Genomic DNA, 24,055 nt, shown 5'->3' on the forward strand with positions numbered 1-24,055 from the left:
GAGCCACCTCACCACAGCGGCGATGCGGTCCCGGAGGATTCCGGGTTGTATCGTCGCCCACACGTCTGGGCCGACGACGTCCCGCGCGTTCCCCATGTTCGTGCTATGCCCCGGGCCTCCGGGGTCCGTGAGGACGGTGCTGATGTCGACGTCGCCCGTGAGCCCCGGCGCATCCTTCGCGCCGGCAGCCCCGGTGAGTCAGGGTCTCTACGACCCGTCCGCCGAGCACGACGCATGCGGTTTCGCGTTCGTCGCCACCCTCCGGGGCACGCCCGGCCGTGACATCGTCGATGCCGGGCTCACGGCCCTGCTCAACCTGGACCATCGCGGCGCGGTCGGCGCCGAGGAGGACAGCGGCGACGGGGCGGGCATCCTGACGCAGATCCCCGACGCGTTCTTCAGGGACGTCGTGGACGCCGAGCTCCCGCCGGCCGGCTTCTACGCGATCGGCATGGCGTTCCTGCCCGTCGACGAGACCGAGCAGCGCACGGTCGTCGCCGCGATCGAGTCGATCGCGGCGGAGGAGAAGCTCGACGTGCTCGCATGGCGCGAGGTCACGGTGACGGCCGACCTCGTCGGACCGACCGCGCGCGCCTCGATGCCCGTGTTCCGGCAGCTCGTCGTCGCGGACCCGTCGCGAGAGCTGTCGGGTCTCGACCTCGACCGCCGGGCGTACCGTCTGCGCAAGCGGACCGAGCGCGAGCTCGGCGTGTACTTCGCCTCCCTGTCGGCGCGGACCATCGCGTACAAGGGCATGCTCACCACGGGGCAGCTCGAGCCCTTCTTCGCGGACCTGTCCGACCCGCGCTACGCGAGCGAGATCGCGCTCGTGCACTCGCGCTTCTCGACGAACACGTTCCCGTCGTGGCCGCTCGCGCAGCCGTTCCGGATGGTCGCCCACAACGGCGAGATCAACACGGTCCGCGGCAACCGGAACTGGATGGCAGCCCGCGAGGGCACGCTGTCCAGCGAGGCGCTGGGCGACCTGGCCCCGCTGCTCCCCGTCTGTACGCCCGGCGGCTCGGACTCGGGCAGCTTCGACGAGGTGCTCGAGCTGCTGCACCTGTCGGGCCGCTCGCTGCCGCACGCGGTGATGATGATGATCCCGGAGGCGTGGGAGAACCACGCCCAGATGGACCCCGCGCGCCGCTCGTTCTACGAGTACCACTCCACGCTGATGGAGCCGTGGGACGGCCCGGCGGCGATGACGTTCACGGACGGCACGCTCGTCGGCTCGGTGCAGGACCGCAACGGGCTGCGGCCCGGGCGCTTCTGGGTCACGGAGGACGGCCTCGTGGTGTGCGCCTCGGAGGCCGGCGTGCTCGACATCGACCCCGCGACCGTCGTCGCGAAGGGCCGTCTGGAGCCCGGTCGCATGTTCCTGGTCGACACCGGCAAGGGCCGGATCATCGAGGACCAGGAGATCAAGGCCCAGCTCGCCGCCCAGCGGCCGTACGCCGAGTGGGTGCGCGACAACTCCGTCTACCTGGAGCAGCTGCCCGACCGTGAGCACGTGGCGCACTCCGCCGCGTCGGTCCGTCGCCGTCAGCGCGCGTTCGGGTACACCGAGGAGGAGCTCAAGATCCTGCTCAGCCCGATGGCCGCCAACGCCGCCGAGCCGCTCGGGGCGATGGGCTCGGACACCCCGGTCGCGGTCCTGTCCAGCCGCCCGCGCCTGCTCTTCGACTACTTCACGCAGATGTTCGCGCAGGTCACCAACCCGCCGCTGGACGCGATCCGCGAGGAGCTCGTCACGGCCATCGGCGGGGCGATCGGCCCGGAGCCGAACCTGCTGGAGGACGGGCCGGGCCACGCGCGCAAGCTGGTCCTGCCGTTCCCGGTCATCGACAACGACCAGCTCGCGAAGATCGTGCACGTCCAGAAGGAGCCTGCGCTCGGCTTCCGGGCGACGACGATCCGTGGGCTGTACCGTGCGGCCGGCGGTGGCGAGGCGCTCGAGCAGCGGCTCGAGGAGATCTTCGCGGAGGTCGACGCGGCGGTGGCCGACGGCGTGAGCTTCCTGGTCCTGTCCGACCGGAACTCCGACGCCGACCTGGCGCCGATCCCGTCGCTGCTGCTGCTGTCCGCGGTGCACCACCACACGCTGCGCCGGCACACCCGCACGCAGATCTCGCTCGTCGTCGAGGCCGGTGACGTCCGTGAGGTGCACCACGTCGCGCTCCTGATCGGCTACGGCGCTGCCGCGGTGAACCCGTACCTCGCGATGGAGACCGTCGAGGATCTCGCGCGCAACGGCTACCTGCCGGGCGTCGGCCCGCAGAAGGCCGTCGCGAACCTGATCAAGGGGCTCGGCAAGGGCGTCCTCAAGGTGATGTCGAAGATGGGGATCTCGACCATCGCGTCGTACCGCGGAGCGCAGGTGTTCGAGGCGATCGGCCTGTCGCACGCCCTCGTCGACCGGTACTTCACGGGTACCACGAGCCGCCTGGGCGGCATCGGGCTCGACGTCATCGCCGCCGAGGTCGCGGCCCGTCACGCGGACGCCTACCCGGCGAGCGGCAACCGGCTCGCCCACCAGCGGCTGGCCGTCGGCGGCGAGTACCAGTGGCGTCGCGACGGGGAGGACCACCTGTTCGACCCCGAGACGGTGTTCCGCCTGCAGCACTCCACCCGGACGCGCCAGATGGACATCTTCCGGCAGTACACGAACCGGGTGGACGAGCAGTCGTCACGGCTCATGACGCTGCGCGGCCTGCTGGCGTTCAAGGAAGGCGTGCGCGAGCCCGTGCCGCTCGACGAGGTCGAGCCGGTCAGCGAGATCGTCAAGCGTTTCAACACCGGGGCCATGTCCTACGGGTCCATCTCGGCGGAGGCGCACGAGACGCTCGCCGTGGCGATGAACAGCATCGGCGCCAAGTCGAACACCGGCGAGGGCGGCGAGGACCCGGACCGGCTGCACGACCCCGCGCGCCGCTCGGCCATCAAGCAGATCGCGTCCGGCCGCTTCGGCGTGACCAGCGAGTACCTGACGAACGCCGACGACATCCAGATCAAGCTCGCGCAGGGCGCCAAGCCCGGTGAGGGCGGTCAGCTGCCCGGGCACAAGGTGTACCCGTGGGTCGCGAAGACCCGGCACTCCACGCCGGGCGTCGGGCTGATCTCGCCGCCGCCGCACCACGACATCTACTCGATCGAGGACCTGGCGCAGCTGATCCACGACGCGAAGAACGCGAACCCGCGGGCCCGGATCCACACCAAGCTCGTCAGCGAGTTCGGCGTCGGGACCATCGCCGCGGGTGTCGCGAAGGCGCACTCCGACGTCGTGCTCATCTCCGGCCACGACGGCGGGACGGGTGCTAGCCCCTTGACGTCGCTCAAGCACGCGGGCACGCCGTGGGAGATCGGCCTGGCCGAGACCCAGCAGACGCTCGTGCTGAACAACCTGCGCGACCGGGTCGTGGTGCAGGTCGACGGTCAGCTCAAGACGGGGCGGGACGTGATCATCGGCGCGCTGCTCGGCGCCGAGGAGTTCGGCTTCGCGACGGCACCGCTGGTGGTCTCGGGCTGCATCATGATGCGCGTCTGCCACCTCGACACCTGCCCGGTGGGCGTCGCGACACAGAACCCGGAGCTGCGTGCCCGCTTCACCGGCAAGCCCGAGTTCGTCGTCACGTTCATGGAGTTCATCGCGCAGGAGGTCCGCGAGCACCTCGCGGCGCTCGGCTTCCGCAGCATCGAGGAGGCCGTCGGCCACGTCGAGCTGCTCGACACCCGGGCGGCGATCGACCACTGGAAGGCCGAGGGCCTGGACCTCGGGCCGGTGCTCGCCGTCCCGGAGCCGGTCCCCGGCTCGTCGCTGTTCCACACGCAGGACCAGGACCACGGTCTGCACCGGGCCCTCGACAACCAGCTCATCGCGCTGGCCCAGGACGCCCTCGAGCGCAGCGAGCCGGTGCGGGTCGCGCTGCCGGTGCGCAACGTCAACCGCACGGTCGGCACGATGCTCGGTCACGAGGTCACCAAGCGCTTCGGCGGCGCGGGCCTGCCGGACGACACGATCGACGTCACCCTCACCGGGTCGGCGGGCCAGTCGTTCGGTGCGTTCCTGCCCCGCGGCATCACGCTGCGGTTGTTCGGTGACGCGAACGACTACGTCGGCAAGGGTCTGTCGGGCGGTCGAGTCGTGATCCGGCCGGACCGGAACGCGGTGCTGCAGAGCGAGATCAACGTCGTGGCGGGCAACGTCATCGGCTACGGCGCGACCACCGGACAGATCTTCCTGCGCGGGCTCGTCGGCGAGAGGTTCGGCGTGCGGAACTCCGGCGCCACCCTGGTCGTCGAGGGCGTGGGCGACCACGGCTGCGAGTACATGACCGGCGGCACCGTGCTCGTGCTCGGGCCCACGGGGCGCAACTTCGGAGCCGGCATGTCCGGCGGCACGGCGTACGTGCTCGACCTCGTGCCCGCGCTCGTCAACATCGAGGCCGTCCGCACCCGCGAGCTGTCCCTCGACCCCCTCGACGACGAGGACGCCGCGCTCGTCGAACGGCTCCTGCACGCGCACCACGAGGAGACGGGCTCGCCCGTCGCCGCGCAGCTGCTGGACGACTTCGCGACCACCCGGGCGCGGTTCACGCGACTCCTTCCGACCGAGTACGCCCGCGTCCGTCGCGCGCTCGCCCAGGCCGAGGCCGACGGCCTCGACCCGGCGGCGCCCGGCGTGTGGGACCAGATCCTGGAGGTGGCCCGTGGCTGACCCCCGCGGCTTCCTGAAGGTCCGGGAGCGCGAGCTCCCGGCCAACCGCCCCGTCGAGGTGCGTCTGCGCGACTGGAAGGACGTGCACGCCCACCTGGAGGAGGGCCAGCCGTTCCTCAAGGAGCAGGCCGGTCGCTGCATGGACTGCGGTATCCCGTTCTGCCACAACGGCTGCCCGCTCGGGAACCTCATCCCCGACTGGAACGACCTGGTGTGGCGCGGGCAGTGGTCGGACGCGATCGACCGCCTGCACGCGACGAACAACTTCCCGGAGTTCACCGGTCGGATCTGCCCGGCGCCGTGCGAGTCGAGCTGTGTGCTCGGCATCAACCAGCCCGCGGTGACGATCAAGAACATCGAGGTCTCGATCATCGACGAGGCCTACGAGCGCGGCTACGTCACCCCGCAGGTGCCGCAGCGGCTCACCGGCCACACGGTCGCTGTCGTCGGTTCGGGACCGGCCGGTCTCGCCGCCGCCCAGCAGCTCACCCGGGCCGGCCACACGGTCGCGGTGTACGAGCGTGACGACGCCATCGGCGGTCTGATGCGCTACGGCGTGCCCGACTTCAAGCTGGAGAAGATCCACATCGACCGCCGCCTGGCGCAGATGGAGGCCGAGGGCACCCGGTTCCGCCCGGGAGTCGAGATCGGCCGCGACGTCACCTGGGCGCAGCTGCAGGCGCGCTACGACGCGATCGTCATCGCCACCGGCGCGACGGTCCCGCGCGAGCTGCGGGTCCCCGGCAAGGAGCTGGGCGGCGTGCACGTCGCCATGGAGTTCCTGCACCAGGCCAACGCGGTCGCGGCCGGCAGGTCGGTCGAGGACCAGATCACCGCCACCGGCAAGCACGTCATCATCATCGGCGGCGGGGACACCGGCTCGGACTGCCTCGGCACCGCGCTGCGACAGGGCGCGGCGTCCGTCACGACGCTGGCGATCGGCAAGCGCCCGCCCGAGGAGCGGCCCGTGCACCAGCCGTGGCCCACCGACCCGATCCTGTTCGAGGTCTCCTCGTCGCACGAGGAGGGCGGTGAGCGCGACTACCTCGCGTCGACGGTCGAGTTCCTCGGTGAGGGGCACGTCGAGCGGCTGCGGCTCGCGACGACGGAGTACCTGTCTGACGGACGCCGCGTGCCCACGCCGGGTACGGAACGGGAGATCCCGGCCGACCTCGTGCTGGTCGCGATGGGGTTCACCGGTCCCGAGACCGACCCTCTGACGGAGCAGCTCGGCGTCGAGCTGACCGCGCGGGGTCTCGTCACGCGCGGCGACGACTTCGCGACCACCGTGCCCGGGGTCTTCGTCGCCGGTGACGCCGGTCGCGGCCAGTCGCTCATCGTGTGGGCGATCGCCGAGGGCCGGGCAGCGGCCGCGGCGGTCGACACCTATCTCTCGGGCAGCACCGAGCTGCCCTCCCCGGTCACCGCGTCCACCGTGGCGATGCGGCCCTGAGACCCACCCCGGACCTTCGTCGCCCCACCGGCCGGCCCTGGGGGTCGGACCGGGACGTTGGTCCGATCACGTACACCAGGAAGGCATAGGCTCGTCCCATGCGTAGAGCAAAGATCGTCTGCACCATCGGCCCCGCCACGGAGTCCGCCGAACAGCTTCAGGCCCTCGTGGACGCCGGGATGGACGTCGCCCGGATCAACCGGAGCCACGGAGACACCGAGGCGCACAAGAAGGTGTACGACAACGTGCGCGCGGCCGCGAAGGCTTCCGGGCGTTCCGTCGCCGTGCTCGTGGACCTGCAGGGTCCGAAGATCCGCCTCGGGCGGTTCGTGGACGGCAAGCACGACCTCGCGGTCGGTGACGTGTTCACGATCACGACAGAGGACGTCGAGGGCACCAAGGAGCTGGCCTCCACGACGTTCAAGGGCCTCCCGGGCGACGTCAAGCCGGGCGACCCGATCCTCATCGACGACGGCAAGGTGCTGGTGCGCGTCACCGCCGTCGACGGACCGCGCGTCGTCACGCGCGTCGAGGTCCCGGGCCCCGTGTCGAACAACAAGGGCCTGAACCTCCCGGGCGTCGCGGTGTCGATCCCCGCGATGAGCGACAAGGACGAGGCCGACCTGCGCTGGGCGCTCCAGATCGGCGCCGACATCATCGCGCTGTCGTTCGTCCGCAACGCGGCCGACTACGACGACGTGCGCCGGATCATGGAGGAGGAGAACCGGGTCGTCCCGGTCATCGCCAAGATCGAGAAGCCGCAGGCCGTCGAGAACCTCGCCGAGATCATCGCGGCGTTCGACGGCATCATGGTCGCCCGTGGGGACCTCGGTGTGGAGCTCCCGCTCGAGCAGGTCCCGCTCGTGCAGAAGCGGGCCGTCGAGCTGGCCCGCCGCAGCGCGAAGCCGGTCATCGTGGCCACCCAGGTGCTCGAGTCGATGACGACGAACCCCCGGCCGACCCGCGCCGAGACGTCCGACTGCGCCAACGCGGTGCTCGACGGTGCGGACGCCGTGATGCTGTCGGGCGAGACGAGCGTCGGCGACTACCCGATCGAGACGGTCCGGACGATGGCCCGGATCATCGAGGCCACCGAGGAGCTCGGTCGCGAGCGCATCGCGCCGCTCGGCTCGACGCCGCACACCCGCGGTGGTGCCATCACCCGGGCGGCCGCCGAGATCGGCGAGGCGCTCGGCGTGAAGTACCTCGTGACGTTCACGCAGTCCGGCGACTCGGCGCGGCGGATGTCGCGTCTGCGCTCGGCGATCCCGCTGCTGGCGTTCACCCCGGAGCAGCAGGTGCGCAACGTGCTCTCGCTGAGCTGGGGCGTGAACACCTACCAGGTGCCGTCGGTCGACAACACGGACCAGATGGTCAACCAGGTGGACGCGACGCTGCGGGCGAACGGACTTGCCGAGATCGGGGACTACGTCGTGGTGGTCGCCGGCACGCCGGTCGGCGTGGTCGGCTCGACCAACGCGATCGTCGTGCACAAGATCGGCGACGAGGAGAACCCGGGCGGCCGCGTCGCCTGACGTTCCGTACGCACGACCGACGGGCCCTGGGACACACGTCCCGGGGCCCGTCGGCGTCAGGGGCCGTGCCAGAGATGCGCGTCCCGGCCGCCGAGCCGTCCCGAGGTGCGGAGCGAGGCCCTCGCCCCGGTGGGGGACGAGGGCCTCGGGTGCCGGCAGGACAGTGCTACGCCGCTGCGACGGTGGAGCTGTACGTGTCCTCCGCCTCGGTGTCCGCGCGGCTGTGGGACGACGTGATGTGACCGAAGTCCGTCTCCCAGGCCAGGACGGACACCCGGACCAGGTCGCGGACGGACGTCGAGCTGGTCGACGGCTTGAAGTGGAACTTGTTGCCCCCGCTCACCACCGGGCTGTCGGCGGAGTGCGCGGGCACCGTGCCGAACCACGTCCCGGAGATCTCGAAGCTGTCACCCCACTGCGCGGCGGCCCCGTTGCTCTTCACCTCCGTCCCGTTCAGGCCTTCGACGAGCAGGCTGAGCTCGTCGGCGTCGAGGGGGCCCGAGTTGGCCACCTGGATGCGGAACAGCACGTCGTCCCCGGCGTTGACCGCCACTCCCGGCGGGTCGACCTGGACGATGTCCAGCGTCAGGTACTCGTGCGGATAGGCCTCGACCGCGTCGGTCAGGTCCGACAGAACTCCCATGATGGGTCCTCCTCCTCGGGCTGCTGCGTGGACCGCCTCTCGGTCCGACGCCGCCGAACGTATGGCGCCAGGGCTGGGCCGCGGCAGCGGGGAAACCCCAGGGGGTGCCCTACGGCTGCCCCTCGGGGATCGCGGGGGCTGCCCTGTGGCTCCGCGCAGCGTCACGGTGTCCGGCCTGCCCGACGCGGCTCGCCAGCTCGGCACGGTTGCGGACGGCCAGCTTGCGGTAGATGCGCGTGAGATGCGCTTCCACGGTCGACTCCCCGACGAACAGCTGAGCGGCGATCTCACGGTTGCGCAGCCCCGACGTGACCAGGCCGGCGACCTCCTGCTCGGTCGCGGTCAGCTCGTCGTCCGGCCCGCCGCGGACCCGGTCGAGCAGGTCCTGGGCGACGGATCGCCAGCCGTGCACGCGCTCTCGAGAGAAGGTGGCGAGAGCATCCTCGGCGACCGGACGCACCGAGGTGCGGCGTCCGGCACGCAGGGCTGCCGCCACCTCGAACGTGCCGACACGGGCTGCGTCGAGGCGGTATCCGAGCGAGGCCATCGACTGTCGTGCCGCCCGGAGCGTCGACTGTGCGTCGGGCTCGTCGCGCAGCAGCGCGAGCTGGCCGCGCGCGGCGACCAGCTGGCTGTCGACCCAGGGGGCGCCGAGACCGGAGGCCTGGTCGTGCAGGCGGCCGAGCAGGCGCCCGACCTCGTCCGTCGCGCCCGCGAGCGTCGCCATCTGCACCGCGAGGGGAAGGACGGGCACGGCCCCGGGATGCGCGAGGCCGAGGTCGTCCAGGACGGCGAGCGCATCGAGCAGGTGGTCGAGGGCCGCCGCCCAGTGCTGCTGGGAGGCGGCGAGCACCCCACGGACGTGACCGGCCATGGCAGCCCGTGGGCGTTCCCCGACGTGCGCGGCCCAGTGCTCGAGCCGCTCGGCAGCCCACTCGGCGGCCGGCTCGTCGCCGCGCAGGGCCGCCACGAGCCCGGCGGGGTAGGCGAGCCAGGCGACGGCCCGCTGGTCGGAGCAGTCGTCCGCGGCCTCCAGCCCGTCGTTCGTGCGCTGGGCGGCGAGGTCGAGGTCGCCCGACGCGATCGCCGCGAGACCCAGATCGGCCAGCCGGTACGACCGCTGGAACTCGGCGCCGTTCGCCACCGCGCTGCTGTGCATCATCTCCAGGTTGGTGCGGGCGGCGGCCAACCGGCCGTCCCACAGCTGCTGGCGTCCCTGGAGCACGCGGGGCCACAGTGCCAGCTGCGACTGGACCACCTCGGAGCCGAGCCGGACGGACTCGTCGACGAGGTCGTCGGCGCGCCTGCCGACCAGCAGCGAGGTCGTCGAGGCCGCCGCGGCGGCCTGAGCGACGAGCACGTCGTCGTGGTGGGCCCGCCCGAGCGCCAGCGCCTCGGACGCGTGGCGCAGGCCCTCGCGGGGCCGGCCGAGGTGGATGCCGAGGAGCCACCCGAGCAGGCCGAGAAGGCGGCCGCGCAGCAGCTCGTGGTCGGGCAGGCCGTCGGTCGGGACGTCGTCGAGCGCGGCACGCAGGAACGCCTCGGCGCCGGTGAAGTCGAGCACCACCCGCCCGGTCACGACCTGCGCGCGGAGCGGCCCGGGGCCGAGCTCGTCGAGCAGTGCCGCGGCGAGCCGCAGGGCCGCGGGCAGGTCGCCCGCCGTCGCACACTGCATCATCCGGGACAGGGTGCGGCGGACGCGCGGCTCGAGGTCGCCGGAGTCGGTCAGCCGGACGGCGTCGGCGAGCAGGTCGGCGGCGAGCCGAGGTGCGCCGCGGCGGGCGACCCGCGCTGCCGCCACCTCGAGCTCGGCGGCCACCGAGGCGTCCGGCGTCACGACCGCCCTGGCGAGGTGGACCGCGCGGACGTCGGGGTCGCTCACGGTGTCCGCGAGCGCCCGCCGCAGCTCACGGGCGTCGAGGGCGTTCGTGTCGGCGAGGACCGCCGTCGCGATGAGCGGATGGGTGAACCGCAGCACGAAGTCGGGGCCCAGGGCGAACGCCTCGGAGTCGAGACCCGGACGGACCGCGTGGTCGACGTCCGCGATGTCTCCGGCAGCGGCGAGGAGCGGCACGGGCGACGGTCCGGCGACCGCGAGGAGCCGAGCCAGGCGGAGCGTCGCGGGTGGCAGCCGCCGGACGCGCGCCGCGAGCGCGGCCAGCGGCGTGCCTTCCTGGGTGCTGGGGTCACGGCGCTCCCGGGCGGCGCGGGCGAGCTCGAGGGCGAAGAAGGGGTTGCCGTGTGCCAGGTCCCCGACCTGGACCGCGAGCGGCCCGCTGGTGCCGGGAAGTGCGGCCACGACCAGGCGGCGCAGGTCGGCGGACGGCAGGCCGCCGACGGTCAGCAGGTCCACCCCGGGCCCGACGTCCGGCACGGAGGTCGCCAACGTGTCGGGGGCCCAGGTCCGGGCGGTGGCGAGCAGCGCGACCCGCGCGTCCGTGAGCCGACGCAGCGAGAACCGGAGCGCCTTCCAGGTGACGTCGTCGAGCCACGGCAGGTCGTCGACGGCGACGACGACGGGCCGGTCCTCGGCGAGGCCCCGGAGGACGTCGAGCATCGCGCGCGCCCGTTCGACGACGGGCAGGTCGTCCGCCAGGAGGTGATGGGTGCGGTCCGCCGCCGACCGGACGTCGGGATGGCGGTCGGGCCGGGACCGGGCCTCGGGCAGGTCGTCGAGCAGGTCCCGCAGGCCTTGGCCGGCGTTGTGCCGGTCCTCCTCGGCAGGCCGCGTGACCAGCACGTGGGCACCGACCGACCGGCACCGCCCGACCGCGTGCGCCCACAGGGTCGTCTTGCCGATCCCCGCCTCGCCGACCAGCACGAGCGAGCGGGCGCCGGTGCCGAGCGTGCCGACGAGCTCCTCCACGCGCGCCAGCTCCGTGTCCCGTCCGGTGATCGCGCCCCGGGGCAGTGCCGGGGTCGGTGGAGCCCCGGCGGGCGGGGCCGACGGTGGTCGGGTGGAGGTCGCGACGGTCATCGTGAGTGAGGAGTCGGCGCGGCGGAGCGGTGATACGAGCGCACGGCACCGGCTGTCGGACCGTCGACCTAGACTTCCGGCATGCGGTGCTCCTACTTCGACGCGGAGCGATGCCGCTCCTGCTCGTGGATGGGGCGGCCCTACGCCGTGCAGGTGGCCACCAAGCAGGAGCACTGCCGGCACCTGCTGGGTGACCGCCCCGACCTGTCGTGGACCGCTCCCGTGACGAGCGCCGAGTCGGGGTTCCGGAACAAGGCGAAGATGGTGGTCACAGGGACCGTCGAGCGGCCGTCCCTCGGGATCGTCGACGCGCACGGCCTCGGCGTCGACCTGCGGGACTGCGGCCTGTACCCGCCAGGCCTGCGCGCCACGTTCCCGGTCCTGGGGGAGTTCGTGACCCGCGCGGCGGTCGCGCCGTACGACATCGGCGCACGGACCGGCGAGCTCAAGTACCTCCTGGTCACGCAGTCGCCCGACGGCGAGCTCATGGTCCGGTTCGTGCTGCGGTCGCAGGAGGCGGTGACGCGTCTTCGCAAGCACCTGCCCGCGCTGCGGGAGGCGCTGCCGCTGCTGCGCGTCGTGTCCGTGAACCTGCAGCCGGAGCACAAGGCGGTGCTCGAGGGGGAGCGCGAGATCGTGCTCACCTCGCAGGACACGCTGCGCATGCGGCTCAACGGCATCGACCTGCACGTGCGGCCTCAGAGCTTCTTCCAGACGAACACCGGGGTCGCGGCCGCCCTGTACCGGCAGGCGCGGGACTGGGTCGACGAGCTGGGGCCGTCGTCGGTGTGGGACCTGTACTGCGGTGTCGGGGGCTTCGCGCTGCACTGCGCCGACGGGTCGCGCCACGTGACAGGCGTCGAGACGAGCGCCGAGGCGGTCACCAGCGCCGAGACGAGCGGCCGTGAGGCCGGCCTGTCCCGGGTGGCGTTCCAGGTGGGCGACGCCACGGCGTTCGCCGTCGAGGCCACCCACGAACCGGACCTCGTGATCGTGAACCCCCCGCGGCGCGGCATCGGCGACACGCTGGCCCGGTGGCTGGAGCACTCCTCGGTGGGGCAGGTCGTCTACTCCAGCTGCAACGCGGCGTCGCTCGCCCGGGACCTGGCGGCGATGCCCTCCCTGCGCCCGCGCCGGGCCCGGCTGCTGGACATGTTCCCGCAGACCACGCACTACGAGGTCGTCGCGCTGCTGGAGCGCGCCGCATGACCGCGTACGACTTCACGGCCGAGCTGTGGGTGTGGACCGCCCGGCGCACGGACACCTGGACGTTCGTCAGGCTGCCACCCGACGTCGCTGACGAGGTGCTCGAGCGTGGCGCCGGCGTCACCCGCGGGTTCGGCTCGTTGCGGGTGCGTGTGCAGGTGGGGAGCTCGGTCTGGACGACCTCGATCTTCCCGGACGACAAGGCGGGCACGTTCGTGCTGCCGGTGAAGAAGGCGGTGCGGGTCGCGGAGCGGGTCGAGGCCGGCGACAGGGTCGGGGTGCACCTGGAGCTGCTCGACGCCTGACCGGCCGCCCGGTCCGCCCGTGCGCGCCGCGCTGCGCCCCGTCCGCCCGTGCGCGCCGCGCCCCGTCCGCCGTGGGCGCCGCTGCCACGTGGCACCCGCCAGCCGTACAGTCGCCGTGGTGACAGCTCCCGGCGGCCTCCAGGTCGGACCGGGCCTGCTGCCCGGCGGAGCGAGCCGTTCGGTGGACCGAGGAGGCGACGATGAGCCGGACGCGACCGCGGCCGTGGTCGGGACCCGTGCCGCTGCACCCGGTCGTGGTGGGCGTGCATCCCGACCAGGACCGGACAGTCGTCGTGCAGGCGGCCGGGATCGCCCGGGCGCTGGGCACCGGACTCGTGTGCGTGTGGGTCGACCCGTCGCAGGTGACAGTCGGGCGGGAGCCCGACGGCACCCTCGACACGACGCCGATGGATCCCGACCGGGACGACGACGTCGACGACGACCTCGACGGCAGCCCGGCCGAGGCTCTCCTGTTCGCGCACGTCAGCGCGCTGCTCGTCCATGCCGGGATCTCGTGGCGCTTCGAGTACGTGACCGGCGAGACCGCCCGCGGGCTGCACGCGGCGGCCGAGGCGCACGACGCCCCGCTGATCGCCGTCGGCACGCGACGTCCGGGGCTCGGAGGATGGATGGCCGAGGTCGTCGGCGGATCCGTGGCCGGCCACCTCGCGCACACCCAGGACCGCCCGGTCCTGGTGGTCCCCGCGCAGCACGGGACCGCCCGATGACCGGCCGGCCGCACCACACCGACCCGCACCACACCGACCCGCGGCTCGTCCTCCTGGTGGCCGCCGGCGGTGTGGTCGGCACGCTGGCCAGGTACGGCGTCAGCCGGTCGATCCCCGCGAGCGACGGCATCCCGGTGGCGACGCTCGTCGAGAACCTGCTCGGTGCGTTCCTGCTCGGGATGCTCCTCGAGGTGCTCGTGCGCGCGGGCGCGGAGAACGGCCGCCGCCGGGTGGTGCGGCTCGGCGTCGGTACCGGTGCGCTCGGGGGTTTCACCACGTGGTCAGGACTCGCGTTCGAGGTGCAGCAGCTCGGTGCCGGAGGCGATGTGGGCCTCGGCGTCGCCTACGGCGTGGGCAGCGTGGTCCTCGGCTTCGTCGCGTGCACTCTCGGCGTGCTGCTGGGCGCCCGGCTGCGGCGGTCACGGGCGACGGGGGCCGGCACATGACGAGGACGGGCGAATGACGGTGCTGCTCATGGCCGTGCTCGGCGGTGCGGGGGCCGCGACCCGGTTCGTCATCGACGGGTGGTTCCGCGGGCGCTGGTCGAGCCGGTTGCCGGTCGGGACGATCGTCGTCAACACGAGCGGGTCGCTGCTGCTGGGCTTTCTCGGCGGCGCGCTGGCGACGGGGGCGATCAGCCCGACGGTGCTCACGGTCGCGGGAACCGGCTTCTGTGGTGGGTACACGACCTTCTCGACGGCCATGGTCGAGACCGTCCGCCTCGCCCAGGCGGGTGCCTACCGCCGGGCGGTGGTGAATGCCGGCGGATCGCTCGTCGTCACCGTCGCTGCAGCCGCTGCGGGCGTCGCGCTGGCGACGGTGCTGCTGCCGCGCTGAGCTCGGAGCGTGGACCGACGTGCTGACCCCAGACCGTCGCCGCGGCGACGGAGGTGACGAGGAGCACCGCGCTCCCGACGACGTCGAGCACGTAGTGGTTGGCCGTGGTCAGCACGACGGCCGTCATGGTGAGCGGGAAGAGCCACGGCAGGAGTGCGAGCCTCGGGTGCGAGTCGCGGAGCACGGACCACACGGCCCAGGCGCACCAGGCGGAGAGCCCGACGTGCATGCTGGGCATCGCCGTGTAGCTCTGGCCGTCCGCACCCGCCGGCAGTGCGTGGCTCCCGCGCGGGTCGCGCTCGGCGACGACGTCGACGGTGCCGGCCAGGGCGAACCGGGGCGGCGACAGGGGCACGGCCCAGTAGACCGGCAGGACGAGGAAGAACATCGCGACCAGGGCCCGGCGCACCGGCAGGTAGGCCGCGGCGTGCCGGACGTGGACCCACGCCAGCACCCCGGCGACCACGAGGTAGTACGAGCGGTAGACGTAGACCGCCACCGTGCTCAGCGCGCTGTGACGGGAGAGCCAGGCGTTCATGGCGAGCTCGACGTCCAGGTGGAGGGTGCGTTCCACGGACAGGACGGCGCCGGCGTCGGCCGTCGCCGACGAGAAGTCGTGGGCGACTGCGCCGTGGAGATACGTGAAGGCGGCGAAGCAGGCCACGAGCACGAGCAGCTCGACGTGCCCGGCCGGCCCCCTGGGCCCAGCAGTACCGGCGAGCTGGCGGTCCGCCTGTCGGCTCACGCGGACACCCTAGTGGGAACCCTGCACGGCTAGGTTCCGGTCGGCCGATCCTGAGCGGCCGGCGCCCGGCGTCTCGACCGGAGCGACCACACGCCCGCGCCCACCAGCAGCACCGCGATCCCGCCCGCCACGGCCGACGGCGGCACCGTGAGGGCCAGGGTCGCGCATCCGAGAACCCCGAGGACAGGCACCCAGCGTGGCGGGCGGCGCTCGTCGGGTCGCATCCGCAGGGCCGACGCGTTCGCGAGCGCGTAGTACGTGAGGACGAGGAACGACGAGAAGCCGATCGCACCACGCAGGTCCACCGTCAGGACCAGCACCACCACCGCGGCAGCGACGGCGAGCTCGGCCCGGTGCGGGCTCCCGAACCGTGGGTGGACGGCGGCGAGGCTGCCGGGCAGGTGCCTGTCGCGCGCCATGGCCAGGGCGGTCCGGGAGACGCCGAGACCCAGCCCGAGGAGAGCACCCAGGGACGCGACGGCGGCCCCGACCTGGACCACCGGTGCGAGCCGCGCCCACGAGCCTGCCTCGACGACGGTGCGCAGCGGGGCGGTGCTCATGGCGAGCCGGTCCGCGCCGACGGCGAGCAGCGCGGTCACGGCGACGACCGCGTACACGACGAGGACGGTGCCGAGCGCGACGGCGACGGCCCGGGGGATCGTGCGGGCCGGTTCGTGCACCTCCTCCCCGAGCGTGGCGATGCGCGCGTAACCTGCGAAGGCGAAGAACAGCAGGCCGGCCGACTGGAGGATGCCCCGCACGTCGGCGCCGGGGAACGGCTGCAGGTGCTCGGGGCTCGCGGTCCCGCCGCCGAGCGCTGCGACCACCACGACCGTCAGGGTCGCCAGCGTGAGCACGACGACGACCCGGCCGACCCGGGCGGACCGTTCGACGCCGCGGTAGCTGACAGCCGTGAGCGCGACGACGGCCAGGGCCGCGACGAGCCGGGTGTGGTGCGGCGCCGCGTAGGCCGCGAACGTGAGTGCCATCGCCGCGCAGCTCGCCGTCTTGCCGACCACGAACGACCAGCCGGCGAGGTATCCCCAGAACGCACCGAGCCGGTGGCGCGCGTACACGTACGTGCCACCGGACTCGGGGTGCACCGCGGCGAGCCGTGCGGACGAGGTCGCGTTGCAGAGGGCGACGACGGCAGCGAGCGCGAGGCCCACCAGCAGGCCCGAGCCGCCCGAGGCGGCAGCGGGTCCAAGGGCGCCGAACACCCCGGCGCCGAGCATGGCGGTGAGCCCGACGACGACCGCGTCGGTCAGACCCAGGCGGCGGCCCAGCGCGGCGGGCGGGTGGGGGGACGTCACGAGCGGGTCGGGTCGGTGGCGCGCGGGAGCAGGGGATCGAGGTGGGAGTGCACGCCTCCGATCATGGCGGGTGGAGCAGGTGTGCACGACCACGTGCCGGCGTCCGGTCGCGCCGGCGCTGCCGTGCCGGTGCCGCCGTGCCGGTGCCGTCTCGGGGGTCGCTCAGGGCGGTCCCAGGGCTGCTCCCGGGAGATCCCCGATGTCGTTCTGCGTGCGGCAGGGGCATCGTGGACCCGACGGGTCGGTGATCGACGTCGGGCCCGAGAGCGACAGCGAGGAGACGGACGATGGGCGAGATCCACGAGGGCATGGCGCGGGGCGGACTGTCCCGACCGGCGCGGGGACGGGTGGTGGCGGGCGTGTGCGCCGGGCTGGGTCGGCGGTTCGGCCTGTCGCCGTGGACGGCGCGCCTGCTGTTCGTGCTGGTGCTGATGATCGTCCCGGGGAGCCAGCTCCTCGTGTACCCGCTGCTCTGGATCCTGATGCCGAGCGACTCCCGGGGGTAGCGGCCCGGCCGGAATCTGCAGGGGGCAGATGCTGTTGTGTCACCTGAGAACGGTTCCAAGGAAGAGGGTGGCATGGCGAGGAAGGCAGGACGGGTCGAGTTCGAGGACGACGCCGGGCGCGTGGTGCGCTACGACCGGCACCCGAACGGCGGCGGGCTCGTGTCGCCGGCCGCGGTCGTCGACCCGGACGCGGCGATCGCCCCGACGGCCTACGTCGAGGCAGGGGCCCGTGTCGGGCGGCACAGCACCGTCGGCGAGGGCAGCTGGGTGGACTGCGACGTGTGCGTCGGGGTCGGCGTGCGGGTGGGTGGGAACGTCCACCTGGGCCCCGGCACGTGGGTCGGCGACCACGCACGGATCGGCAGCCGCGCGAAGGTGGGGGCGGCGGTGGTAGTCGAGTCCGGGGCGAACGTCGGCTCGGACACGGTGGTGCGCGACGGCGCCATGGTGCGCGGCCCGCACCGTCGTGCCGCCCGCGCGGAGGACGCCGCGTGAGCACCGGGCCGGGCTACCACCAGCCCTGACGGCGGGCCCACCACAGCAGCGTGCAGGACATCGCGAGCATGACGGCCAGGGCGGCCGTGAGCGGCAGCGCCGAGGTGTGCCGGTTCACGATGAGGTTCATCCCGAGCACCGACGCGAGGGCGGTGATCGGCAGGGTGACGACGGCGATCACCGCCAGGCGCTCCGCCGCGATCGTCATCTTCGTGTCCGTCCGGGTCCGGTAGAACTCGATGACGCCCTGCAGGTACTCCTTCTCCTCGCCGGCCAGGCCCGCGATGCGGTCGAACTGGTCGACCAGGTCACCCACCAGGTGCCGGCTCTCCTCGGGTACCCGGGCGAGCGTGCCGACCCGGCGGTAGATCTGCGCCGTCTGGGCCGCGATCGTCTTCACCGACAGCAGGCCGTGCCGGGTGCGGAACATCTCGTCGAGGAACTTCTCGGGGTCGTGGTAGGAGTCGGCGGTCACGCGCTGCTCCAGGTCCCAGACCTCTTCGGTGAGCGTCTCGACGAACCGTTCCATCCGCCGGGTGATCGTCGAGACGATCGCGTGCGAGATGTCGAACGACGTGCGCGGGTGCAGCCGCCCGGAGCGGATCCGCTCCAGGACCTCCCGCGTGTCGCGCAGCAGGACGTCGGCCGGGACCGCGGAGTTGGCCGGCCCGTGCACCGTGACGAGGTACCGCGGACCGACGAACCGGTCGAGCTCCACGTGGTGGATGTGTCCGCCCACGCCGCGCTCCGGGGCGTGCAGCACGAGGAACAGGACGTCCGGGTAGGCGTGGACCTTGGGCAGCCGGTTGCGGACCGCACAGTCGCGCAGCGCCAGCGGGTGCAGGCCGAGCACCCGACCGAGGACGTCCTCCGCCTGCGTGTCCCAGTGGGGCACGTCGACCCAGAGCAGGCCATGGTGCGCGGCGAGGAGGTCGGGGATCTGGTCGACCGCGCACTCCCGCACGCCCTGCTCGTCGATGAGGTGCACGTCCATCGGCCGGCCTCCTGTCCTGGCGCCATCATGCTGCCGCGCCGCCGAACACGCAGGACGGGTGCCGCACCGGCGTGCGGCACCCGTCCTGGCACTGCGCCTGGACCTGGGACGTCCAAGGACCGCGTGGAGATGTCGCTCCACGCGCAGGTGCAGGCCGACCGTGTCGTGCGCGTCGTTCAGCGGGTGCGGGACGGGTCGCCGTGCTTCCCGCCACCGCTCTCGCGCAGCGCCTTGCCCCGTCGCACGTCCTCCTCCTGCTTCGCTTCCCGCTTGTCGCTGGCCCTGGTGTCCCGCGGCGGCAGCTGGATGGTCTGCTCGGCCGCGATGCCGCCCTGGAGCTGGCGGCCACGTTCCAGCTCCGCGTCCAGCTCGGCGCCGAACAGGAGGGCGAGGTTGGTGATCCAGAGCCAGAGCAGGAAGACGATGACGCCGGCCAGCGAGCCGTAGGTCTTGTCGTAGCTCGAGAAGTTCGCGACGTAGAACCCGAACGCGAGCGAGGCGAGGACCCAGACGACGATCGCGACGAGCGCACCGACACTCATCCACCGGAACTTCGGCTGCCGCACGTTGGGTGTGGCGTAGTACAGGACCGCGACCGCGAGGACGACGAGCGCGACCATGACGGGCCACTTGGCCACGTCCCACACGGTCACCGCGGCGTCGCTGAGCCCGATCGCGTCGCCCACCGAGCGGGCCACACCGGCACTGAGGACGGCGGCGGCCACGATCACCACTGCGATGAGCACCAGCACCACGGTGACGGCGAGGAGGGCCGGCCGCAGCTTCCAGAACGGCCTGCCCTCCTCCACCTCGTACACCCGGTTCATCCCACGGCTGAAGGCCGCGACATAGCCGGACGCGGACCAGAACGCCACGAGGAGCCCGAGGACCAGGCCGAACCCCGCGGACGGCGCCGCGGTCAGCCGGTCGAGGATCGGCTGGACCGTGTCGACGGCGTCGGACGGCCCGACGTCGTTCGCGATCTGCACCACCTGGTCGACCATCTGGTCGGGGTCCCCGACCAGACCGAAGATCGACACGACCGCCAGGAGGGCGGGCGCGATCGCCAGCACCGCGTAGTACGTGAGCGCCGCGGCCAGGTCGGTGCACTGGTCGTGGTTGAGCTCACGCACCGTCTTGCGGGCGACGTACGCCCACGACGGCTTGGTGAGGTCGTCGGGGGAGTCCGGCTTGCGCGGGTCCTCGGGTGCGGGCGCCTGGTCCTTCTCGGCGGCGCGCGCGCCCTCCTGTCGTGTCGTCACGATGTCCTCCGGTGCTGCCTGCTGTTACGGGCGGCCGTCGCCGGCCGCTGCGTGCGCGCCGCGGACGGCGTCCGAGGCGTCCGTCGCCTCCGAGCGCAGGTCCTGCGCCGCGTACCGGCCCTCGTCCCGCAGCGTGCTGCCGGCCTCCGTCGCACGGTCCTTCACGGCGGACACGGCGTCCTGAGCGGGCTCGCGGAGCTGGTCGGCCACATCCTTGGCGGCGTCCTTGGCCTCCTGGACGAGCGGCGCCGCCTGCTCCTTGGCCTGCCGGGCGACCTGCTGCTCCGCGCGGCTGCTCGGCAGCAGCGACGAGAGGAGCCAGCCGGCCCCGAAGGCGACCAGGCCCGCTGCGAGCGGGTTGCCCCGGGCGCGTTCCCGGGCGGCGTCGGGGAGCCCAGCAGCGGTCTCCCCGACGGCGGACGCAGCCCACCCGGCCTGGTCGGCGCCGGACGACGCGACGCCCATCACGCGGTCACGGACGTCGCTCACGGCGGTACGGACCTTGTCGGCCTGCCGCTGCGCCACCTGGCTGGGGCTGACCTTGTCGGCGAGCGCGTCGACGTCCGAGCTCAGCTCGGCGCGCGTGCGCTCGATGTCGTCGCGGATCTGGTCCGGGTCTGTGCTCATCAGTTCTTCTCCTCGTGGCCCTGCAGTGCGTTCGGGATCTTCTTGACGGACTCGCCCGTGAGGGGCAGTCCCTTGACGCGACGCGACTCGGCTCGCCCGCGGCTGTACAGCACTGCCCCGACGATCGCCCACAGGGCGGCGACGACGACCGCGGACCAGCCCCGGCCGATGGCGTCGCCGAGCGCCCACCAGAGCCCGACCGACAGGAACAGGAGCACCATGTGACCGGCGACGGAGGCGCCCGCGAACATGGCGCCCCCCTTCGCGGCCTGGGTCGCCGACTCCCGCAGCTCGGCCTTCGCGAGCTCGACCTCCTGGCGGATCAGCGTGGACAGGTCGCGGGTGACGTCGCCGAGCAGGCCGCCGACGGACTGGCGGGACGGAGCGGACGGCTCGGTCATCGGTCGGCCCACCCGCCCTGCCCGGGCACGCTCGCGCCGGGATCGGTGGTGAACGTCGGCCGCTCGCCGACCGGGTCGGCGAAGCCCTCGCGGGTGGCGGTCGAGGTGCCGGACGACACGCTCGAGGGGAGTCCGGACGAGCTGCCGACGGACGCGCCCGTGCCGCTCGGCGCGGCCGACGTCACCGGCGAGGGGGCGGCCCAGCCGGAGCCGTTCGTCGAGGAACCGGCGGGCTGCCGGCGGTGGTCGGTGCTCTGCGTCGCCGGACCGGCGTCCTTCAGGCCCCGCGTGAGCCGCCCCACGACGACCCCGGCGGCGGCCGCCGCGAGGAGGAACGTGCCAGGACGACGACGGGCGAAGCGACGGACCTCGTCGAGCACCTCGTCCGGCTCGTGGTCCTCGAGCCACCGGCCGAGGGTCCCGACGCGCGAGGCGACCTCCCGGACGACGTCGGACGCGACGCTCTGCTCGGCGGGGGCGTCCGCCATCTGATGGAGCTGGTCCCCGAAGGAGCGCAGGCCGCCCGCCAACCGGTTCTGCTGGCCGCCGACCTGTCCGGACACCTCCGTGCGGGCCTGTGACCACAGGTCGCCGACACGTTGCTGCGCCTCCTGGGCGACGGCGGACGCCTCGCTCCTCGCCTCGTCCAGCAGGTGCTCTCCCGCGGCGGCGGTCTGCTCCTTGAGGTTCCGCGCCTGGTCCTTGGCGGCGTCGGTGGTGGAGGTACCCGACGCGCCGGTCGGGCCGCTCGTCGTACCTGTCGTGCCGGTGGCCCCCGTGGGCCCGGCGGTCCCGGTCGTGCCGAGGGTCCCGCCGGCCGTGCCGGGGGCGGTCGTCGTGCTGCCCGCCGTGGGCGACGAAGGGGTGGCGTAGGGATCGGTCATCGTGATGCCTCGTCTCGAGGGTCGGACGAGCTCGGCGCGTCGGTGCGCGACCACGACGTCCGTGGTCACCGCGACGCGCGTGAGCGTCGGGGATGATCGGCCGCGTACTGGCTCGCGCGGCCTGTGGGGGGAGGCGCAGCAGGCGTGCGCCTGCGAGTCGTCGGTCGGGGTGCGGCCGCACGGCCGGCACCTGTCCTGTGCCCGGCGACGTGTCCGGTCCCGGGCGACTCTGCACCGGCGGCGTTCCTCGGCCGGCACGTTCGACGCTAAGCGCCTCCGCCGAGACCCGCCACCCGGGTCCGCTCGACGAAGGTGTCCTCCTCGCGCGCGGGGCTGCCCGTGACGGTCTCGACGACCACGCGAGCGACGTCTCTCAGCTTGACCTTCCGGTGCCGCGACGCGCTGCGCAGGATGGTCATCGCCTCACCGGCGCTGCACCGGTTCTCCGCCATGATCACGCCGATCGCCTGGTCGATGACCGCCCGCGACACGAGCGCGGCCCGCAGGTCGGCGTTGAGCTCGGCCTGGTCGGCGATGCGCAGGCAGAGCGCGAGGGTCCGCGCCACCTCGTCCGCGTACATCTCGGCGACCGCGAGCGCCTCGACCGTCCAGGCGTGCGGCGACGTCGCGTAGAGGTTGAGCGCGGTCGCGACACCGGGCCGCACCGTGCGTGGCAGCGCCGCCCCGGAGGCGAAGCCGTGGGCGCTCGTGACCGCGCACCAGCCGGGCCAGCGCGTCTCCACCGCGACGTCAGGTACGTGCACGAGCGCCCCGGTGTCGATGGCCTCCAGGCACGGGCCCTGGTCCGTCGCGTACTCCACCTCGTCGCACTGGGCGGCCAGACCGTCGCTCGCGCCGATGAGCCGAGGACGGCCGTCGCGCCGCAGCGTGATCGTCGCGGAGGTCGCCGGGCCGACATGGTGCGCGGCGGCCCGCGCGACGCCGTCCACGAACTCCTCGATCCCCGCGGTGCTCAGCAGGATCGACTGGAGGTCCGTCACGGCGGCGGCACGTGCCTCGGGGTCGGGCATCGGTCCCGTCAGCTCCCTCCGGCGACGTTGTCGTACGCCCGCTGGGCGGCGGACTGGGCGTCGGCGAGCGCCTCCGTCGCGGACTTGTCGCCGAGGAGCGTCGCCGTCACCGCGTTGTTGAGCTCGCTCTGGATCTCCTGGCCGGCGGGCGACGACCCGAACGTCTTCCCGTACCCCAGCACGTCGTAGTAGGTGGAGATCACCTGGTCGAAGCCGGCGTTGCCGGTCGGCACCACGTACTGGTCCCGCAGTGCCTTGTCGGCCTCGGGAGAGCCGGTGAAGAGGCCGGTGTTCACGCCGCCGTCGTCCTGGATCGTGGCGTTGCGGGCCTGACCGGCGGCCTGCCACGCCTCCAGCGACGTGAGCTCGAGCGCCCACGCGCATGCGGCGTCCGGGTTCTTGGCGCCCTGCGGGACCACGAACGCGGTCCCCGAGGCCACGGAGAAGGGCTGGCCGTCCTTGCCCTTGAAGGGGACGGCGGCCAGCTGGACCTTGTCCAGGTACGGGGACAGCACGTTCGGGTACCACTGGGCGTCGACCTGGGAACCCACCTGGTCCGTGACGAACTGGTTCTTGTCGCCGAACGTGTCGAACGCGTCGGTGAAGCTCTTGACCTTGGCGAAACCACCCTGGGCGTCGGTGATCTGCTTGAGCAGGGTCAGACCCGCCTCGTTCGACGGGTCGTCGAGCGTGGGCCGGCCGTCCTCGTCGGTCAGCTTCCCGCCCATGGCCAGCACCCACAGGCCTGCCTGCCCGGTCGCGACGGGGTCGAGGCCGAGGGTGGTCGGCACGCCGCCGCTCTCCTGATACATGGCGGAGATGGCGCTGACCAGGGTGTCGGGGTTCGACGTGTCGATCTGGTCGTCCGTGACGCCCGCTGCGTCCATGACGCGCTTGTTCAGCAGGATGGCGGGCGGCTGGTAGAACTGCGGCACCGCCCAGACCTTGTCCTGGTAGCGGACGTCGTCGACGACGAACGGGTACCAGCGGGTGTCGGGGTCCACGTCGTGGGCGGAGAAGCACTGGTCGAGCGGCAGGATCAGGTTCTGGGCGGCGTAGGTCGTGACGTAGCGGCGGTCCATCTGCACGACGTCCGGCACGTCACCGCCCGCCAGGCGGGTGGTGAACTTCTGGGCGTCGAAGGCGGTCTGGTCGAGCTTCACCGTGACGCCGTCGAGCTGGCCGGCGGCGTAGTCCATGCGCGACGTGCCGACCTCGTCGGCGTTGTCGAACGCCCAGCCGTTCAGGGTGCCGCTCGGCGTGCCGGTGAAGTCGGTCCCGGCGGTGACGTCGGCGTCCTCGCCGCCGCCGGTGCTGCAGGCGGCGAGCACCAGCGCGACCGCGGGCAGCACGGCCAGCGCGCCGCGGCGCGTCGTTCTCATCACAGGTCCCTTCG

The 24,055-nt window shown here is 73.0% G+C and carries 21 protein-coding genes; 10 read left to right on the forward strand and 11 right to left on the reverse strand.

From position 1 onward, the window contains the following. Positions 1-142 precede the first annotated feature (142 nt). The 3 genes from gltB (at position 143) to pyk (ending at position 7,705) form a co-directional block, all read left to right on the forward strand. Complete coding sequence (gltB, locus tag ACVW07_RS00645; protein ID WP_456817364.1) at positions 143-4,717, forward strand: glutamate synthase large subunit; 4,575 nt, start codon at positions 143-145, stop codon at positions 4,715-4,717. Continuing rightward, positions 4,710-6,170, forward strand: coding sequence for a glutamate synthase subunit beta (locus ACVW07_RS00650; RefSeq protein ID WP_456817365.1), 1,461 nt, complete (start codon positions 4,710-4,712; stop codon positions 6,168-6,170). Before gltB ends, ACVW07_RS00650 begins: the two co-directional genes overlap by 8 nt. Positions 6,171-6,268: 98 nt before the next feature. Beyond that, positions 6,269-7,705 carry a pyruvate kinase gene (pyk, locus tag ACVW07_RS00655; protein ID WP_456817366.1) on the forward strand — a complete coding sequence of 479 codons (1,437 nt, stop codon included), beginning with the start codon at positions 6,269-6,271 and terminating at the stop codon, positions 7,703-7,705. Positions 7,706-7,871: 166 nt separating this feature from the next. Here the strand turns inward: pyk and ACVW07_RS00660 are convergent, their stop codons facing one another. Further along, the gene (locus ACVW07_RS00660; protein WP_456817367.1) at positions 7,872-8,348 is read right to left on the reverse strand and encodes a hypothetical protein; all 477 of its coding nucleotides are present in this window, start codon (positions 8,346-8,348) and stop codon (positions 7,872-7,874) included. Positions 8,349-8,457: 109 nt separating this feature from the next. After that, positions 8,458-11,325, reverse strand: coding sequence for an AAA family ATPase (locus ACVW07_RS00665; RefSeq protein ID WP_456817368.1), 2,868 nt, complete (start codon positions 11,323-11,325; stop codon positions 8,458-8,460). An 81-nt stretch (positions 11,326-11,406) separates the two neighbouring features. Here ACVW07_RS00665 and rlmC point away from each other — a divergent pair, with 81 nt between their 5' ends. The 5 genes from rlmC to ACVW07_RS00690 all read left to right on the forward strand — a co-directional run bounded on the left by rlmC (position 11,407) and on the right by ACVW07_RS00690 (position 14,401). Beyond that, positions 11,407-12,534 (forward strand): 23S rRNA (uracil(747)-C(5))-methyltransferase RlmC, encoded by a 1,128-nt coding sequence (gene rlmC / locus ACVW07_RS00670; protein WP_456817369.1) that lies wholly within the window; start codon positions 11,407-11,409, stop codon positions 12,532-12,534. Further along, complete coding sequence (locus ACVW07_RS00675) at positions 12,531-12,836, forward strand: DUF1905 domain-containing protein (RefSeq protein ID WP_456817370.1); 306 nt, start codon at positions 12,531-12,533, stop codon at positions 12,834-12,836. The genes rlmC and ACVW07_RS00675 overlap by 4 nt, the downstream gene beginning before the upstream one ends. Positions 12,837-13,036: 200 nt before the next feature. Continuing rightward, positions 13,037-13,564: a universal stress protein gene (locus tag ACVW07_RS00680; RefSeq protein WP_456817371.1), complete on the forward strand. Its 528-nt coding sequence runs from the start codon at positions 13,037-13,039 to the stop codon at positions 13,562-13,564. After that, positions 13,561-14,010: a fluoride efflux transporter FluC gene (locus tag ACVW07_RS00685; RefSeq protein ID WP_456817372.1), complete on the forward strand. Its 450-nt coding sequence runs from the start codon at positions 13,561-13,563 to the stop codon at positions 14,008-14,010. Before ACVW07_RS00680 ends, ACVW07_RS00685 begins: the two co-directional genes overlap by 4 nt. Positions 14,011-14,023: 13 nt before the next feature. Continuing rightward, a complete protein-coding gene (locus tag ACVW07_RS00690; RefSeq protein WP_456817373.1) occupies positions 14,024-14,401 on the forward strand; it encodes a fluoride efflux transporter FluC in 378 nt (125 codons plus the stop codon). On the opposite strand, the gene ACVW07_RS00695 is transcribed toward ACVW07_RS00690, so the two are convergent. Together ACVW07_RS00695 and ACVW07_RS00700 are read right to left on the reverse strand one after the other, a co-directional pair. Next, a complete protein-coding gene (locus tag ACVW07_RS00695) occupies positions 14,343-15,146 on the reverse strand; it encodes a phosphatase PAP2 family protein (protein WP_456817374.1) in 804 nt (267 codons plus the stop codon). The genes ACVW07_RS00690 and ACVW07_RS00695 overlap by 59 nt on opposite strands. 29 nt (positions 15,147-15,175) lie before the next feature. Next, positions 15,176-16,459, reverse strand: coding sequence for an APC family permease (locus ACVW07_RS00700; protein WP_456817375.1), 1,284 nt, complete (start codon positions 16,457-16,459; stop codon positions 15,176-15,178). A 287-nt stretch (positions 16,460-16,746) separates the two neighbouring features. On the opposite strand from ACVW07_RS00700, the gene ACVW07_RS00705 reads away from it, so the two are divergent. Then, entirely contained in the window at positions 16,747-16,965 is a 219-nt protein-coding gene (locus tag ACVW07_RS00705; RefSeq protein ID WP_456817376.1) for a PspC domain-containing protein, read from the forward strand. A gap of 72 nt (positions 16,966-17,037) precedes the next feature. Continuing rightward, positions 17,038-17,460, forward strand: a complete 423-nt coding sequence (locus ACVW07_RS00710) for a transferase (protein WP_456817377.1) — start codon at positions 17,038-17,040, stop codon at positions 17,458-17,460. A 13-nt stretch (positions 17,461-17,473) separates the two neighbouring features. On the opposite strand, the gene ACVW07_RS00715 is transcribed toward ACVW07_RS00710, so the two are convergent. The 7 genes from ACVW07_RS00715 to ACVW07_RS00745 form a co-directional block, all read right to left on the reverse strand. Beyond that, positions 17,474-18,454, reverse strand: coding sequence for a magnesium transporter CorA family protein (locus ACVW07_RS00715; protein WP_456817378.1), 981 nt, complete (start codon positions 18,452-18,454; stop codon positions 17,474-17,476). Positions 18,455-18,630: 176 nt separating this feature from the next. Beyond that, complete coding sequence (locus ACVW07_RS00720; protein WP_456817379.1) at positions 18,631-19,716, reverse strand: YihY/virulence factor BrkB family protein; 1,086 nt, start codon at positions 19,714-19,716, stop codon at positions 18,631-18,633. A gap of 24 nt (positions 19,717-19,740) precedes the next feature. Next, positions 19,741-20,343, reverse strand: a complete 603-nt coding sequence (locus ACVW07_RS00725) for a DUF3618 domain-containing protein (RefSeq protein ID WP_456817380.1) — start codon at positions 20,341-20,343, stop codon at positions 19,741-19,743. Continuing rightward, positions 20,343-20,744: a phage holin family protein gene (locus tag ACVW07_RS00730; protein ID WP_456817381.1), complete on the reverse strand. Its 402-nt coding sequence runs from the start codon at positions 20,742-20,744 to the stop codon at positions 20,343-20,345. Before ACVW07_RS00730 ends, ACVW07_RS00725 begins: the two co-directional genes overlap by 1 nt. After that, complete coding sequence (locus ACVW07_RS00735) at positions 20,741-21,628, reverse strand: hypothetical protein (RefSeq protein WP_456817382.1); 888 nt, start codon at positions 21,626-21,628, stop codon at positions 20,741-20,743. The genes ACVW07_RS00730 and ACVW07_RS00735 overlap by 4 nt, the downstream gene beginning before the upstream one ends. Positions 21,629-21,894: 266 nt before the next feature. Continuing rightward, entirely contained in the window at positions 21,895-22,659 is a 765-nt protein-coding gene (locus ACVW07_RS00740; RefSeq protein ID WP_456817383.1) for a GAF and ANTAR domain-containing protein, read from the reverse strand. An 8-nt stretch (positions 22,660-22,667) separates the two neighbouring features. Next, positions 22,668-24,041 carry an ABC transporter substrate-binding protein gene (locus ACVW07_RS00745; protein WP_456817384.1) on the reverse strand — a complete coding sequence of 458 codons (1,374 nt, stop codon included), beginning with the start codon at positions 24,039-24,041 and terminating at the stop codon, positions 22,668-22,670. Positions 24,042-24,055: the final 14 nt, after the last annotated feature.

It is taken from the genome of Cellulomonas sp. URHB0016, assembly GCF_054057935.1.